Origin of the sequence: Pseudomonas sp. RC2C2, from assembly GCF_018390435.1 — a bacterium.
In the GTDB taxonomy this organism is placed as follows: domain Bacteria; phylum Pseudomonadota; class Gammaproteobacteria; order Pseudomonadales; family Pseudomonadaceae; genus Aquipseudomonas; species Aquipseudomonas donghuensis.
On sequence record NZ_JAHBAX010000001.1, the window covers coordinates 1,927,359 to 1,941,417 of the forward strand.

The window sequence follows — 14,059 nt, forward strand, 5'->3', positions numbered from 1 at the left end:
TGTTTCAGGAGCGCTGCAGACGCGCGCTGTGCTCCTCATAGGCGCGGCTGAATTCGCGCCCGAACAGGTCCTGGAAGTCGTCTTCGGCTTCCCGGGAAATCTTGCTGTACAGCTCGGTGAACTGCTGCCAGTACTGGGCCTGGCGGGAGCCTGCGAACAGCTTCGACAAGCCGGCTGGCTCACCTAACCGCGACTCCAGCTGGGCCGGTTCGAAACGCGCGAGCAGGTGCTTGATGGCGGCCTCGACACCCGCCATCACTGCCAACTGGTGAGCACGCAGGTCATCGAAGCTGTCACGTACTGCCTGGTCCGGCGCCATGAAGGCGTGATTGCCGTGACGCAGCAGTAACAGCAACGCTTCATCGGCATTCGGAGCAAACTTGAGCGGGTTGTTCTCCGCCGGGCGGATCATGGTCTGCTGCATGCGGAATTCGCCCTTGAGGCTGCTGCGCGCACGCAATACGTCGATCAAGCCCTCGACCATCAAGCGGTAACTGCGGCCAAGGGCCTCCATCTGCGCCTCGACCTGCGCGCTGTCGATACGCAGTTGCTCAAGGCCTGCCCCGCGCAGGAAAGCCTGGACCAGCGCTGCTGATTCGGCAGGCTGGGCCGGGGCCTCGACGTCGGCCACCGGCGCAGGCGCTGCGGTCGCGACAGGCGTCGGTGCGGGAGCGGGAGCGGGAGCGGGAGCGGGAGCAGGTGCAGGTGCTGAAGGCTCGGCAAACAGGTCCCAATCTGCGGGAATCACCCCAGGGCTCGCCGGGGCCGGCACCGCCACAGGGACGATCGGCGCGGGCGGACGAAAGTCATGCTGCTGGGCAGGTACATGGTCAGGCTGGGTTACCGGCGCAATGCTTGCCGGCGCGAGAAAATCAAACAGGTCCGGCAGGGTGTCGCTGCTTGACGCACCGTGCACGAGCGCCGGTGTGCCTGCGTGAGAAAGGACAGGCGCAGGGCTGGCCTGGTTAGCCATCAACGCTTCGAAACTATTGCTGGCATCGCCGCCGATCGGATTGCCATCCCCTACCTTGAAGCTCGAATCAATCCGCGCCTGGATCTCGTACTCGCCAATACGGATGATTTCGCCATCCATCAAGGGCTCGCTATTACCGCGGCGCAAGCGAATACCGGCGTGAATTAACTCGACACCATTTGTGCTGTTATCAGTCAGGTAGTAGCGGCCATCTTTATATTGAATGACACAATGTTGCGAAGAGACCAGACGCTCCGGATCGGGCAATACCCAATCATTATCAGAGCCACGTCCGATGCTGATGGCGCCTGATTCGATGAACTTTTCAGGACATTGGCCAGGGGTAATCTTGTGATAACTGGTAATAGTCAGACTCAGCGACATCACGCCTCCTTAGCCACATCCCGAACCGTCTGCTGGCCCGCTGCAGGCCTGACACAGAAAAGCGATTCGCTTCCAATCCCTGAAAAACTCTACTGAATATCCGATTTTCGGCAGTTTCTAGCCGAACCATGTCAGTTTCAAATGCCATCCACCGCCGCCCTGACCAACAAGTCAAAAACCCTGTTTGGCCCAGCACTCAGGTCACGGTGGGCCGATAGCTTACCTTGACAGCCAATTGGAAATAAACCAAAAATGCGCAACTTGCTGAACGAGTGTGATATCACTTTGATATCAACTAAGGATAACTCAGCAAAATATGTGCGCTCTGTCACAAAATTAACTTGCGCACATTAGCTACCCCCACCACGGGACGATACGGAGATCGATATCTGGTGAACTCAGCGCATTTGCTCGCTGCCGTTTCGGAGAACTTCCCCTGCGGCGACGACCTTGAATACGACCCGGACTTCCTGCAATTGGAGCGTGATGCCCAAGGCAAGCCCGAGCGTGTCATGGGTGATGCCATCCAGCCTGCCGAGCCTCCCCAGTGGCGGCAGATCGAACAGTCCTGCACGGCCCTGCTGCAACGCAGCAAGGACCTTCGGGTCACGCATTTCCTCTTGCAGAGTGCCCTGGCCCTGCACGGTATTGCCGGCCTGGCCAGCACCCTGCAACTGATCAACGCGCTGCTGCGCCAGTACTGGCCACAGGTGCACCCGCAACTCGACGCCGATGACGACAACGACCCGACGGTACGCATCAACGCCCTCGCAGGTCTGGTCTGCGAGACCAACATCGCCCTGCTGCGTGAAAGCCTGCTGACCCGCTCCCGTGCATTCGGCCCGGTCAGCCTGCGCGCGGCCCTGCACGCCAGTGGCCTGCAGCACTTTGCCAGCGAGACGCTCAACGCCGACGAGCTCGGCGGCGCCCTGCGCGACAGCGATGCCGACCAACTGCAGGTCACCCGCGAGGCCCTGCAGCAAGCCCGCGAAGCCGCCGAGGCAATCGAGCAGTACGTCAACGAGCAGGTCGGCTCGGCCAGCGGTATTGATCTCGGCGCCCTCAAGCAACCGTTGCGCCAGGCTGCACAGATCCTCGCCGAACAGGCGCCGGCAGGCGAGCAAGCCGCCAACGACACCGCAGCCGAAATCAGCACGGTTGCCGACAATCCGCCGCCTCTCGACAGCGCCGCTCCCGCAGCCCCGGTTGCCCGTGCCTCAGCGGATATCGCCAGCCGCGACGAGGTGCTGCGCAGCCTTGACCGAATTCTCAAGTATTACGCCCGTCACGAGCCCTCGAGCCCGTTGCCGGTGCTGTTGAATCGCGCGAAAAATCTGGTGAATGCCGATTTCGCCGCGATCGTCCGCGACCTGATCCCCGATGGCCTGTCGCAGTTCGAAACCCTGCGCGGGCCGGAGACCGACTGAGGCCTGCGGGCCAGGCCCAACGCAATTACGCAACACCGTTACCGGCAACGATCGATGACGCCAATACCGTCGCACCTGCGACCAGGAGGAACAACGTGGCGAACCCCAGTTCTCAGAAATTCATTGCGCGCAATCGCGCGCCGCGGGTGCAGATCGAGTATGACGTCGAGCTCTACGGCGCCGAAAAGAAGGTCCAGCTGCCTTTCGTCATGGGCGTCATGGCTGACCTCGCAGGTAAGCCCGCCGAGCCGCTGGCGCCGGTGGCCGAACGCAAGTTCCTGGAAATCGACGTCGACAACTTCGACTCGCGCCTCAAGGCCATGCAGCCACGGGTAGCCTTCCACGTCCCCAACGAACTCACCGGGGAAGGCAACCTGAGCCTGGACATCACCTTCGAGAGCATGGACGACTTCAGCCCTGCCGCCGTAGCGCGCAAGGTCGACTCGCTGAACCAGTTGCTCGAAGCGCGGACCCAACTGGCCAACCTGCTGACCTACATGGACGGCAAGACCGGCGCCGAAGAAATCATCATGAAAGCCATCAAGGATCCGGCCCTGCTCCAGGCCTTGGCCAGTGCGCCAAAGCCCCAGGATGCCGAGCCGAACGCTTAATCAGGACAAAGCCTCATGACCGATCCGATGCGTGATACCCAGGCCCAGCCAGCGGCCACCGAGCAAGCCAGCGAGTTCGCCTCGCTGTTGCTGCAAGAATTCAAACCCAAGACCGAGCGCGCCCGCGAAGCGGTCGAAACTGCGGTGCGCACCCTGGCCGAACAGGCCCTGGCGCAAACCGACCTGGTGTCCAATGATGCGATCAAGTCGATCGAATCGATCATTGCCGCCATCGACGCCAAGCTCACCGCCCAGGTCAACCAGGTCATCCACCACCCCGAGTTCCAGAAGCTGGAAAGCGCCTGGCGTGGCCTGCACTACCTGGTCAACAACACCGAGAGCGACGAGCAGCTGAAAATCCGCGTGCTCAACATCTCCAAGCCCGATCTGCACAAGACCCTGAAGAAATTCAAGGGCACGGCCTGGGACCAGAGCCCGCTGTTCAAGAAGATGTACGAAGAGGAATACGGCCAGTTCGGCGGCGAACCTTACGGCTGCCTGGTCGGCGATTACTACTTCGACCAGTCGCCACCGGACGTCGAGCTGCTCGGCGAGCTGTCCAAAGTGTGTGCCGCCATGCACTCGCCATTCATCGCTGCGGCCTCGCCGACCGTGATGGGCATGGGCTCGTGGCAGGAACTGTCGAACCCGCGCGACCTGACCAAGATCTTCACCACCCCCGAGTACGCCGGCTGGCGCTCGCTGCGTGAATCGGAAGACTCACGCTACATCGGCCTGACCATGCCGCGCTTCCTCGCCCGCCTGCCGTATGGCGCCAAGACCGACCCGGTGGAAGCCTTCGCCTTCGAAGAAGACACCGACGGCGCCGACAGCGCCAAGTACACCTGGGCCAACGCCGCCTACGCCATGGCGGTGAACATCAACCGTTCGTTCAAGTACTACGGCTGGTGCTCGCGGATTCGCGGCGTCGAGTCCGGTGGCGAAGTGCAGAACCTGCCGGCGCACACCTTCCCCACCGATGACGGTGGCGTGGACATGAAGTGCCCGACCGAAATCGCCATCTCCGATCGCCGTGAAGCGGAACTGGCGAAGAACGGCTTCATGCCCCTGCTGCACAAGAAGAACACCGACTTCGCCGCGTTCATTGGCGCCCAGTCGCTGCAAAAGCCTGCCGAATACGACGACCCGGACGCCACCGCCAACGCCAACCTGGCGGCGCGCCTGCCGTACCTGTTCGCCACCTGCCGCTTCGCCCATTACCTGAAGTGCATCGTGCGCGACAAGATCGGCTCGTTCAAAGAGAAGGACGAGATGCAGCGCTGGTTGCAGGACTGGATCCTCAACTACGTCGATGGCGATCCGGCCCACTCCACCGAGACCACCAAGGCCCAGCACCCGCTGGCAGCGGCTGAAGTGGTGGTCGAAGAAGTCGAAGGCAACCCGGGCTACTACAACTCGCGTTTCTACCTGCGTCCGCACTACCAGCTTGAAGGGCTGACCGTGTCGCTGCGCCTGGTATCGAAGTTGCCATCGGCCAAGGGCGCCTGAGCCCTGGCTCGCTGAAGCGCCCCGCAATGCGGGGCGTGCACTGAAAAACAATGTGGTAGATGCCACACTCTGGAGACAACATGGCAGTTGATATTTTCATCAAGATCGGCGACATCAAGGGCGAGTCCATGGACAAGGCCCACAAGGACGAGATCGATGTGCTGAACTGGAACTGGGGCATGTCCCAGTCCGGCAACATGCACATGGGCGGTGGCGGTGGCGCCGGCAAGGTCAACATCCAGGACCTGTCGCTGACCAAGTACGTCGACAAATCCAGCCCCAACCTGATGATGCATTGCTCCAGCGGCAAGCACATCGACAAGGTCAAGCTGACCGTGCGCAAGGCCGGTGGCGAAAGCCAGGTCGAGTACCTGGTCATCAACCTCGAAGAGGTGCTGATCAGCTCGCTGAGCACCGGTGGTTCGGGCAGCGATGATCGCCTGACCGAAAACGTCACCCTGAACTTCGCCAAGGTCACGGTCGATTACCAGCCGCAGAAAGCTGACGGCACCAAAGACGGCGGCCCGGTCAAGTACGGCTGGAACGTGCGCCAGAACGTCAAGATCTGACATGCGCGTCGCCCTTATCGCTGGACAAACCCACCGTGTAGGGGCGGGCTTGCCCCGCGATAAGGCCAACGCAATCTTGAATCCCACCACCGGAGCCGCCCCTTGGTAGCCGAAATCGCTGCACGTGACCGCCTGCAGCCTTCGCTGCTCGATCGTCTGACCGACGACGAGCCCGGCAACCTGCAAGAAGCCAACGACAAACGCGTGCTGTCGCTGAACCAGCTCAAGGCCTCGGTTCTGCGCGATCTCACCTGGCTGCTCAATACCACCTCACTGCTCGATGCTGCCGCCACGCTCAACACCCAGGCCGGCAACTCGGTAGTCAACTATGGCCTGCCGGCACTGGCCGGTAACAGCGCCTCGAACATTGATATCAGTGCACTGGAGAGTATCATTTACCAGGCCATTGCCACTTTCGAACCGCGCATCCTGCGCAGCAGCCTGCGGGTTCGCGCCCAGGTCGCACCAGGGGAAATGAACCACAACGCCCTGAGTTTCGAGATTGAAGGCGATCTGTGGGCCCAGCCAGCGGCACTGCCGTTACTGCTGCGCACCGATCTGGACCTGGAGTCCGGGCATGTCCGGGTCGCCCCTGCCGAGCGCCGGAGACGTCCATGAACCCGCGCCTGCTCGAGCTGTACAACCAGGAGCTGCAACACATCCGCGAAAGCGCCGCCGAGTTCGCCAGGGAATACCCGAAAATCGCCGGGCGCCTGACCCTGTCCGGTATCGACTGCGCCGACCCCTATGTCGAACGCCTGCTCGAAGGCTTTGCCTACCTGACCGCACGGGTGCAACTCAAGCTCGACGCCGAGTACCCGACCTTCACCCACAACCTGCTGGAGATTGCCTACCCGCACTACCTGGCACCGACACCGTCGATGACCGTGGTGCAGATGCAGGCCGATCCCGACGAAGGCTCGCTCAGTGCTGGCTTCACCCTGCCCCGTGGCAGTGTGTTGCGTGCCACCCTTGGCCGCGATTCGCAGACACCGTGTGAATTTCGCAGTGCCCACCCGGTCACCCTGTGGCCACTGCAGGTAGCCCAGGCCGAATACTTCGGCAATCCGGCGGCCAGCCTCGGGCGCCTTGCCGCCAGTGAACCGAAAGCCCGCGCCGGGTTGCGCATTACCTTGCGTACCGGCGCCGAGCTGCCGTTCAACGCGCTCGATCTCAGCAGCCTGCCGCTGTACTTGAACGGAGCCGATGAACTGCCGTTTCGCCTGTACGAGCAACTGCTAGGCAACGCCTGTGCCGTGTTTGCGCGCCAGCCTGGCAGCGACTGGGTCGAGCGCATTGCGCCCTCGGCCCTGCGCCCTTGCGGCTTCGATGACCGCGAAGCAGCCCTGCCCGTGGTCCCGCAGGCATTCCAGGGTTACCGCCTGCTACAGGAATACTTCGCCCTGCCGCAGCGTTTCCTGTTCGTCGAATTCGCCGAACTGGAGCGCGCTGTCAAACGTTGCGACGGTCAGGAGCTGGAGCTGATCGTGCTGTTCGAGCGCTTCGACCAGACCCTGGAAGGCAGCGTCGGCGTCGAGCAGTTCGTGCCCTTCTGCACCCCGGCGATCAACCTGTTCCCGCGCCGGGTCGACCGCATCCACCTGAGCAACCGGGTCAACGAACACCATGTCATCGCCGACCGCACCCGGCCGACGGATTTCGAGATCCATTCGCTGAGCAGCGTGACCGGTCATGGCACCGGCCCTGACCAGGGTTTCCTGCCCTTCTATGCCGTGCGCGACCCGTCCCGCTATGGCCGTGACCAGGCGTATTACATCGTGCGCCGCGAGCCGCGCATGCTCTCCAGCGAGCAGCGCCGCAACGGCACCCGTTCGACCTATATGGGCAGCGAAACCTTCATCAGCCTGGTCGATGGCCAGCAGGCGCCTTACCGCGACGACCTGCGCCAACTGGGCGTCAGCGCCCTGTGCACCAACCGCGATCTGCCGCTGTTCATGAATGTCGGTGATGGCCGCAGTGATTTCACCCTGGCCGACAGCGCCCCGGTAGCCGCCATTCGCTGCCTGGCCGGGCCAAGCCGACCACGCGCCAGCCACGCCCATGACAACAAGGCCTGGCGATTGATCAGCCAGCTGTCGCTGAACTACCTGTCGCTGACCGAACAGGGCCAGGGCGCCGCCGCCCTGCGCGAGCTGCTGCGCCTCTACGGCGACAGCCATGACGCCGCCCTGCAATTGCAGATCGACGGCCTGCGCGAAGTCAGCAGCAAAGCCTGCACGCGGCGGCTGCCGATGCCCGGGCCGATCGTGTTTGGCCGTGGCCTGGAGATCACCCTGGAATTCGATGAAAACGCTTTCCGCGGCACTGGAGTGTTCCTTCTCGGTGCAGTGTTCGAGCGCTTCCTGGCACGTTACGTGTCGATCAACAGCTTTACCGAGACGGTGCTTCGTACCACCGAACGCGGCGAGATCATGCGATGGAAAGCCAAGCCCGGACGCCGTCCGACCCTGTGAACATCCTCAGCGAGATGCAGGCCGAACCCTGGAACTACGATTTCTTCCAGGCCCTGCGCCGACTGGAGTGCGAGTCGCCGCAATTGCCGCGCTTCGGCCATTCCCTGCGTCTGGCCGATGAGCCGATTCGCCTCGGCCAACAGCTCGACTGCGCTTTCGCACCGGCAACCCTGGCATCGCTGACCCCTGCCACAGAACAGGGCCCGGCGCGCCTGGAGCAGTTCTTCTTTGGTCTGGGCGGCCCTAACGGACCGCTGCCGCTGCACCTGACCGAATACATGCGCGAACGTCAGCGCAACAACGCCGACAGCACCAGCAAGCGTTTTCTCGACGTGTTCCATCACCGCCTGCTGAGCCTGTTCTACCGGGCCTGGGCCGAAGCACGGCCAACCGTCAGCCATGACCGCCCCGCTGACGACTACTGGGCCGCGCGCCTGGCCGCCCTCAGCGGCCGCGGCACCCCGGCACTGCGCGACCAGGGCCCGTTGCCGGACACCGCCAAGCTGCATTACAGCGGACACCTCGCCGCCCAGACCCGCTATCCGGATGGTTTGCGCGGCATTCTCGGGGCGTATTTCGGCGTGCCGGTGAGCATCGAGGAGTATGTCGGCCAATGGCTGCAACTGCCCGAGCGTAGCCGCCTGGGCGCAAGCGCCAACCAGTTGGGCATGGATGTATGCCTGGGCAGTCATGTCTGGGATCGCCAGCATAAATTTCGCATCTGCCTGGGGCCGCTGAGCCTCGAGCACTACCTGGCGCTGCTGCCCGACGGCAGTGCCTTTGCTGAACTGGTGGCCTGGGTCGCCGAGCACCAGGGACACGAGCTTGACTGGGACCTGAAGCTGATCCTGCAGCAGGACGAGATACCCGCCCTGCAACTCAACACCGGCCGACGCCTGGGTTTCGATACCTGGCTCGGCTGCCCGCAACACGATGCCAGCGACCTGACACTGGCTCGGTACTACGCCGAGCAGGCGACCGCATCGCAATCCACAAGGAGTCCGGAACATGGGTGAAATCAGCCGCGCCGCGCTGTTCGGCAAACTCAACAGCGTCGCTTACAAGGCCATCGAGGCCGCCACGGTGTTCTGCAAGTTGCGGGGCAATCCCTATGTGGAACTGGCCCACTGGTTTCACCAACTGCTGCAACTGCAGGACTCGGACCTGCACCGCATCATCCGCCAGTTCAACCTTGAGCCTGCGCGCCTGGCCCGCGAGCTGACCGATGCCCTGGACCGCCTGCCCCGCGGCTCGACTTCGATCACCGATCTGTCGTCCCACGTCGAAGAAGCCGTCGAGCGTGGCTGGGTGTATGGCAGCCTGATGTTCGGCGAAAGCCAGGTGCGCACCGGCTACCTGGTGCTCGGCATCCTCAAGACGCCGAGCCTGCGCAATGCCTTGCTCGGCCTGTCGTCGGAGTTTGCCAAGATCAAGGTCGAAGCCCTCAGCGAGCGCTTTGATGAGTATGTCGGCGATTCGCCGGAAAACGCCCTGAGCGCCAGCGACGGTTTCAATGCCGGCGCCGTGCCGGGCGAAGCCAGCGGTGCCATGGCGCCCAGCGCCCTGGGCAAACAGGAAGCGCTCAAGCGCTTTACCGTCGACCTCACCGAGCAGGCACGCAGCGGCAAGCTCGACCCGATCGTCGGCCGTGATGAAGAGATCCGCCAGTTGGTGGATATTCTCATGCGTCGCCGGCAAAACAACCCGATCCTCACCGGTGAAGCCGGTGTGGGCAAAACCGCAGTGGTCGAGGGTTTTGCCCTGCGTATCGTCGCCGGCGATGTCCCGCCATCGCTCAAGGACGTCGAACTGCGCAGCCTGGATGTCGGCCTGTTGCAAGCCGGGGCGAGCATGAAAGGCGAGTTCGAGCAGCGCCTGCGCCAGGTCATCGAGGACGTTCAGGCCTCGCCGAAACCGATCATTCTGTTCATTGACGAAGCCCACACCCTGGTCGGTGCCGGTGGCGCTGCCGGCACCGGCGATGCCGCCAACCTGCTCAAGCCAGCCCTGGCCCGCGGCAGCCTGCGTACCGTGGCCGCCACCACCTGGGCCGAATACAAGAAGCACATCGAGAAAGACCCGGCCCTGACCCGCCGATTCCAGGTGGTGCAGGTCGCCGAGCCGAGCGAAGACAAGGCGCTGCTGATGATGCGCGGCGTGGCCTCAACCATGGAGCAGCACCACCAGGTGCAGATCCTCGATGAAGCCCTGGAAGCCTCGGTCAAACTCTCCCACCGCTACATCCCGGCGCGCCAGCTGCCGGACAAATCCGTCAGCCTGCTCGACACCGCCTGCGCCCGCGTCGCCATCAGCCTGCACGCTGTGCCGGCCGAAGTGGATGACAGCCGCCGACGCATCGAAGCGCTGGAAACCGAGCTGCAGATCATCGCCCGCGAACTGGCCATCGGTATCGCCATCGGCAACCGCCAGCAACAGTCTGAAACCTTGCTGGCGGCCGAGCGCGAGCGCCTGGCCGAGCTGGAAAGCCGCTGGGCCGAAGAAAAAGCCCTGGTCGACGAACTGCTGGCCACCCGTGCGCAACTGCGCGAAAACGTCGGCGTGGTCGACCGCGACACGGGCAGCGAACAGAGCCATGAGCTGCGCGAGAAGCTCATCGACCTGCAACAGCGCCTGAGCGACCTGCAAGGTGAAACCCCGCTGATCCTGCCGACCGTCGACTACCAGGCGGTGGCCTCGGTGGTTGCCGACTGGACCGGCATCCCGGTCGGGCGCATGGCACGCAACGAGCTGGAAACCGTGCTCAAGCTCGACCAGCACCTGGCCAAGCGCATCATCGGCCAGGACCATGCCCTGCAGATGATCGCCAAACGCATCCAGACCTCGCGCGCCGGCCTCGACAACCCCAACAAGCCGATCGGCGTGTTCATGCTCGCCGGCACTTCCGGGGTGGGCAAGACCGAAACCGCCCTGGCCCTGGCCGAAGCCATGTACGGCGGCGAGCAGAACGTCATCACCATCAACATGAGCGAGTTCCAGGAAGCCCATACCGTCTCGACCCTCAAGGGCGCCCCGCCTGGCTATGTCGGCTATGGCGAAGGCGGCGTGCTGACCGAGGCGGTCCGGCGCAAGCCCTACAGCGTGGTGCTGCTGGACGAGGTGGAAAAAGCCCACCCGGATGTGCACGAGATCTTCTTCCAGGTCTTCGACAAGGGCGTGATGGAGGATGGCGAAGGCCGGCTGATCGACTTCAAGAACACCCTGATCCTGCTCACCACCAACGCCGGGACCGAGCTGATTTCCCAGGTGTGCAAGGACCCGCAAAACATCCCGGAACCCGACGCCATCGCGACTGCCCTGCGCCAACCGCTGCTGGAGATCTTCCCGCCAGCGTTGCTCGGACGCCTGGTGACCATCCCCTACTACCCGCTCAGCGACGAGATGCTCAAGGCCATCACCCGCCTGCAGCTCGAACGCATCCGCAAGCGTGTGCAAGGCACCCACAAGGTCGCCTTCGACTACGACGACGAGGTGGTCGAGCTGATCGTCTCGCGCTGCAGCGAGACCGAAAGCGGCGGACGGATGATCGACGCGATCCTGACCAACAGCCTGTTGCCGGACATGAGCCGCGAGTTCCTCACCCGCATGCTCGAAGGCAAGGCCCTGGCCGGGGTGAGCATCAGCCGCCGCGACAACGACCTGCACTACCACTTCAGCGACGCGCCGTGATGGCGCGTTTCACGAGATAAACGATGCTATTCAAGCAATTCACCCGACTGGCGCAAATCAACAGCCCCCTGGGCCCTGATGCGCTGATCCTGGCGGAAATGGGCGGCGGCGAAGAGCTGGGGCGGCTGTTCGACTACGAGTTGCAGCTGACCTCGGACAATTCGGCCATCGACCTCAACCAACTGCTGGGCAAGCCGATGAGCTTGAGCCTGCAGCTGGAGCTGGGCCGCTCGCGGTATTTTCACGGCATCGTCGCGCGCTGCAGCCAGAGCATCGACCGCGGCCAATTCGCCAGTTACCGGGTGACCCTGCGGCCGTGGCTGTGGTTGTTGAGCAAGACCTCCGATTGCCGCATCTTCCAGAACCAGAGCATCCCGCAGATTATCAAGCAGGTGTTTCGCGACCTGGGTTTTTCCGATTTCGAAGACAGCCTCAGCCGGCCCTATCGCGAGTGGGAATACTGCGTGCAGTACCGCGAGACCAGCTTCGACTTCGTCAGCCGCCTGATGGAGCAGGAAGGCATCTACTACTACTTCCGCCACGAGAAAGACCGTCACGTGCTGGTCCTGGCCGATGCCTATGGCGCCCATCAGGTGGTACCGGGCTACGAGTCGGTGCCGTATTTTCCGCCCGATGGCCAGCATCGCGAGCGCGACCACCTCAATGACTGGCACCTGGCCCAGGAGGTGCAGTCTGGCTCGCTGGAGCTCAACGACTACGACTTCCAGCGCCCCAGTGCGCGCATCGACGTGCGCTCGGAGATGCCGCGCCCGCACACCGCTGGCGATTACCCGCTATACGACTACCCCGGCACCTATGTACAGAGCGAAGACGGCGAGCATTACGCCCGCACCCGTATCGAGGCGCTGCAAAGCCTGCATGAACGCATCGAGCTGCGTGGCAACGCCCGGGGCCTGGCAGCGGGCAACCTGTTCAGCATGAGCGGCTTCAGCCGTCAGGACCAGAACCGCGAGTACCTGATCGTCGGTGCCCGCTACTACGTCGTCCAGGAACGCCTGGAAACCGGTGGCGGTGGTGGCAACGCGCAGTTCGAAAGCAACCTCAGTTGCATTGATGCGCAGCAGAGCTTCCGCCCCCTGGCCAGCACCCTGCGCCCGCAGGTCAGGGGCCCGCAGACCGCCATCGTGGTCGGCCCGGCCGGTGAAGAGATCTGGACCGACCAGTATGGCCGGGTCAAGGTGCATTTCTACTGGGATCGCCATGACCAGTCCAACGAAAACAGTTCGTGCTGGATCCGCGTATCCCAGGCCTGGGCCGGCAAGAACTGGGGCTCGATGCAGATCCCGCGGATCGGCCAGGAAGTGATCGTCAGCTTTCTTGAAGGTGATCCGGACCGGCCGATCATCACCGGCCGGGTGTACAACGCCGAGCAGACCGTGCCCTACGACCTGCCGGCCAACGCTACCCAGAGCGGGATGAAAAGCCGTTCGAGCAAAGGCGGCACGCCAGCCAACTTCAACGAAATCCGCATGGAGGACAAGAAGGGCGCCGAGCAGCTGTACATCCATGCCGAGCGCAACCAGGACATCGAAGTCGAGAACGATGAGAGCCACTGGGTGGGCCACAACCGCAACAAGGTAGTGGACTTCAGTGAAGTGGCGACCATCGGCGAAGACCGAATTCGCGCGGTCAAGCGCGACGACATCCTGCTGGTGGGCTCGACCAAGACCGACAGCATCAGCCGCAGCTACCTGATCGAGGTCGGCGAGAACCTGCGCCTGGTGTGCGGCAAGAGCATCCTCGAGCTCAATGCCAGCGGCCAGATCAACCTCACCGGCGTGCAGTTCAACTTCAATGCCGAAGGTAATGCCCAGTTCAACACTGGCGGCACCCTGGACCTGAACATCGGCGGCGGCCCCGGCGCCACCCCGGATGGGCAAGGTGTAAAAGGCACCATCGATGGCGCCGTGGAAGCGATCTTCCCCAAGCCCAAAGCCAGCCAATAACGAGATTTGCGCGTCATGACCTATCGCCTGAATGAATTCCAGTTCGCCCTGCCCGATGAAGAGGTGCAGGACACCAGCATCAACATCCTGCGCTTTGCCAACCTGGGGACCTCGCTGATTGTCAGCCGCAGCCTGTTGGCCGACGGTGAAACCCTGCAAAGCAACTTCGACGGCCAGCTCGAACGCCTGCAGCAGCAGGTCAAGGATCTACGTTTCCAACCGGGCCAGGCTGTACGCCTGGGCGCCGACCAATCGGTGGACGGCATCGAACTGCGCAGCCAGTTCAGCAAGGGCAGCGAGAAGGTGTTCCAGTACCAACTGGCCCTGGTGTTGCCGGGCACCCGCAAGATGTTCGCCCTGAGCTACGTCAAGGCCCAGCCGCTGGGTGATGCCGAGGCATCGCACTGGACGGCGATCAAGCAATCACTGAACTTCGACGCCCTGAGCTGATGAGCACC

11 protein-coding genes are annotated in these 14,059 nt (G+C 63.1%); 10 read left to right on the forward strand and 1 reads right to left on the reverse strand.

What is annotated here, in order from left to right:
• Positions 1-4 precede the first annotated feature (4 nt).
• Positions 5-1,357: a type VI secretion system-associated FHA domain protein TagH gene (gene tagH / locus KHO53_RS08960; protein ID WP_213570214.1), complete on the reverse strand. Its 1,353-nt coding sequence runs from the start codon at positions 1,355-1,357 to the stop codon at positions 5-7.
• Positions 1,358-1,746: 389 nt separating this feature from the next.
• On the opposite strand from tagH, the gene tssA reads away from it, so the two are divergent.
• The 10 genes from tssA to KHO53_RS09010 all read left to right on the forward strand — a co-directional run bounded on the left by tssA (position 1,747) and on the right by KHO53_RS09010 (position 14,051).
• Positions 1,747-2,784, forward strand: a complete 1,038-nt coding sequence (tssA, locus tag KHO53_RS08965) for a type VI secretion system protein TssA (protein WP_249684503.1) — start codon at positions 1,747-1,749, stop codon at positions 2,782-2,784.
• Positions 2,785-2,879: 95 nt separating this feature from the next.
• Complete coding sequence (gene tssB / locus KHO53_RS08970) at positions 2,880-3,395, forward strand: type VI secretion system contractile sheath small subunit (protein WP_010221277.1); 516 nt, start codon at positions 2,880-2,882, stop codon at positions 3,393-3,395.
• Positions 3,396-3,410: 15 nt separating this feature from the next.
• Complete coding sequence (tssC, locus tag KHO53_RS08975; protein ID WP_010221276.1) at positions 3,411-4,904, forward strand: type VI secretion system contractile sheath large subunit; 1,494 nt, start codon at positions 3,411-3,413, stop codon at positions 4,902-4,904.
• A gap of 80 nt (positions 4,905-4,984) precedes the next feature.
• Positions 4,985-5,473, forward strand: a complete 489-nt coding sequence (locus KHO53_RS08980) for an Hcp family type VI secretion system effector (RefSeq protein WP_010221275.1) — start codon at positions 4,985-4,987, stop codon at positions 5,471-5,473.
• 102 nt (positions 5,474-5,575) lie between these two features.
• Positions 5,576-6,091, forward strand: coding sequence for a type VI secretion system baseplate subunit TssE (gene tssE / locus KHO53_RS08985; RefSeq protein WP_010221274.1), 516 nt, complete (start codon positions 5,576-5,578; stop codon positions 6,089-6,091).
• On the forward strand, positions 6,088-7,947 hold the full coding sequence (gene tssF, locus KHO53_RS08990; RefSeq protein WP_213570216.1) for a type VI secretion system baseplate subunit TssF: 1,860 nt from the start codon (positions 6,088-6,090) through the stop codon (positions 7,945-7,947). Before tssE ends, tssF begins: the two co-directional genes overlap by 4 nt.
• Complete coding sequence (tssG, locus tag KHO53_RS08995; protein WP_213570217.1) at positions 7,911-8,963, forward strand: type VI secretion system baseplate subunit TssG; 1,053 nt, start codon at positions 7,911-7,913, stop codon at positions 8,961-8,963. Before tssF ends, tssG begins: the two co-directional genes overlap by 37 nt.
• Positions 8,956-11,634 carry a type VI secretion system ATPase TssH gene (tssH, locus tag KHO53_RS09000; protein ID WP_036994978.1) on the forward strand — a complete coding sequence of 893 codons (2,679 nt, stop codon included), beginning with the start codon at positions 8,956-8,958 and terminating at the stop codon, positions 11,632-11,634. Before tssG ends, tssH begins: the two co-directional genes overlap by 8 nt.
• 23 nt (positions 11,635-11,657) lie before the next feature.
• Positions 11,658-13,601: a type VI secretion system Vgr family protein gene (locus KHO53_RS09005; RefSeq protein ID WP_010221270.1), complete on the forward strand. Its 1,944-nt coding sequence runs from the start codon at positions 11,658-11,660 to the stop codon at positions 13,599-13,601.
• A gap of 15 nt (positions 13,602-13,616) precedes the next feature.
• The gene (locus KHO53_RS09010; protein WP_010221269.1) at positions 13,617-14,051 is read left to right on the forward strand and encodes a DcrB-related protein; all 435 of its coding nucleotides are present in this window, start codon (positions 13,617-13,619) and stop codon (positions 14,049-14,051) included.
• The last annotated feature ends 8 nt before the right edge of the window (positions 14,052-14,059 follow it).

Coding starts and splice junctions, on each gene's coding strand:
- tssC (WP_010221276.1), top strand. CDS start 3,411: ATGACCGATCCGATGCGTGATACCCAGGCCCAGCCAGCGGCCACCGAG.
- KHO53_RS08980 (WP_010221275.1), top strand. CDS start 4,985: ATGGCAGTTGATATTTTCATCAAGATCGGCGACATCAAGGGCGAGTCC.
- KHO53_RS09005 (WP_010221270.1), top strand. CDS start 11,658: ATGCTATTCAAGCAATTCACCCGACTGGCGCAAATCAACAGCCCCCTG.
- tssG (WP_213570217.1), top strand. CDS start 7,911: ATGGAAAGCCAAGCCCGGACGCCGTCCGACCCTGTGAACATCCTCAGC.
- tssF (WP_213570216.1), top strand. CDS start 6,088: ATGAACCCGCGCCTGCTCGAGCTGTACAACCAGGAGCTGCAACACATC.
- tagH (WP_213570214.1), bottom strand. CDS start 1,357: ATGTCGCTGAGTCTGACTATTACCAGTTATCACAAGATTACCCCTGGC.
- KHO53_RS09010 (WP_010221269.1), top strand. CDS start 13,617: ATGACCTATCGCCTGAATGAATTCCAGTTCGCCCTGCCCGATGAAGAG.
- tssH (WP_036994978.1), top strand. CDS start 8,956: ATGGGTGAAATCAGCCGCGCCGCGCTGTTCGGCAAACTCAACAGCGTC.